This window comes from Mesorhizobium sp. M5C.F.Ca.IN.020.32.2.1, from assembly GCF_004023105.1.
GTDB classification, from domain to species: Bacteria; Pseudomonadota; Alphaproteobacteria; order Rhizobiales; family Rhizobiaceae; genus Mesorhizobium; species Mesorhizobium wenxiniae.
Window position 1 is genome coordinate 1 of record NZ_RZSX01001160.1, and the last position, 1,586, is coordinate 1,586.

Below are 1,586 nucleotides of genomic sequence, written 5' to 3' on the forward strand. Positions count from 1 at the left end.
GCCTTGCACATGCGCTCGAGCCATTGCGGATCGGCGATCTCGTCATCGTCGATGACCAGCAAGTGCCTAAAATTTGGAAAATGCAGGATCGCCATCTGCCAGCCGGCATTATAGGCGCTGCAATTGCCGCGCTCATGTGCAATGATGACCATGCCTGATATCTCGCCGCGCTCGAACAGCGGCAGCGCCGCTTTGGCGCCGGCGAGCGCCTCGGCCTCGTTCTCAATGACGATGATTGCGAACCGTCGGCCGGTGTCCTGGGCCTTGAGCGACGCCAGCGTCGCCAGCAGCTGCTCGGGCCGTTTGAAGGTCGGCAGCGTCACGACCGCCTCGACGGCCGTCGTGACCAGTCCCGGAGAGCGCCCTGCGATCGATACCGAATCGTCCGATGGCAATGGGATCATGTGTTCAGCCCGGGATGGTGAGTCTGGTTTTCGATAGCATCGCGACGATAACGTTTCGTTAATCACCTTTCGCGGACGAGCCTGCAAATCCGCAACGCCGGGCCACCAAATACCTTCACTTAATCAACGCTTCACCGCGCTTTGCTAGCTGGGTCAGCACTGGATAGGTGAGATGCATCTGCTGTTCGCCACATCGATCGTGCCCGACGGTGCTCTTGCCTCGGGCTATGAGATCGCCAATGCCGCGATCATCGCCGCGTTGCGGCGGGCCGGCGTGCGCGTCACCGTGATCGGCTTCACCTGGCCGGGCAAGCCTGCGAGCGATCCGCAAAACACCATCGTGCTCGGTGCCGTCGATGTGCGCACCGAAGGCGCGTCATCGCTGCAAAAGCTCGCTTGGGTTGCAAAGGCGATGCTCTCCGGCCTCACTTTCGCGTCGGTCAAGCTGCGCGTGGTCACCGGCAGCGAGGTCCGCGCCGCCGTCGAACGCGCTGGCCCTTTCGACGGCTATGTCTTGAATTCCGTGCAGTTCGCCGGCGCCTTCGAAAGGCTGTTCGCCGACCGGCCGTCGATCTTCGTCGCCCACAATGTCGAGCATCGTTCGGCGCAGGAGAACGCCGCTGCCGCGGGCGGCCTTTTGCAGCGCTTGTTGTTTCGCCGTGAGGCCAGACTGCTCAAGGCCATGGAAGAACGACTCTGCAGCCGGGCACGCTTCGTCCTCACGCTGGCCGAGGAAGATCGCTCAGCACTCGGCGTCGCCTCCGATGACCGTTCGGCGGCGCTGCCGCTGGTGACTTGCGCCGAAGCGCCCGTGCAAAACGAACCGCGCCGTATCGATTGCGACGCGGCGCTGATCGGTACCTGGACTTGGCAGCCGAACCGCATCGGCCTCGACTGGTTCCTGAAAAAGGTGGTGCCGCATCTCAGGCCCGATTTTCGGGTCAGGATTGCCGGCGGCGTGCCATCGGGCCTCACGTCCGCGCATCCCGGCGTCGAGTTCGTCGGGCGCGTGCCGGACGCGCAGGCGTTCGTGCGGGGTGCCGCCGTCATCCCGCTGATCAGCACCTCCGGCAGCGGCGTGCAGCTCAAGACCGTCGAAACCTTCGAACTCGGCCTGCCTTCCGTCGCCACCAGCCATTCGTTGCGCGGCATCGACCATCGCCCGGTCAATTGCGTGGTGAC

Annotated in this window: 2 protein-coding genes; one reads left to right on the top strand and one right to left on the bottom strand. The window is 63.9% G+C overall.

Annotated elements, in window-relative coordinates; genetic code table 11:
- A partial coding sequence (locus EOA86_RS33915) for a glycosyltransferase (protein ID WP_128345526.1) occupies positions 1 to 404 on the bottom strand: 404 nt, incomplete at its 3' end.
- A gap of 172 nt (positions 405 to 576) precedes the next feature.
- Here EOA86_RS33915 and EOA86_RS33920 point away from each other — a divergent pair.
- On the top strand, positions 577 to 1,586 hold a 1,010-nt coding region (locus tag EOA86_RS33920), incomplete at its 3' end, for a glycosyltransferase family 4 protein (protein WP_128345528.1).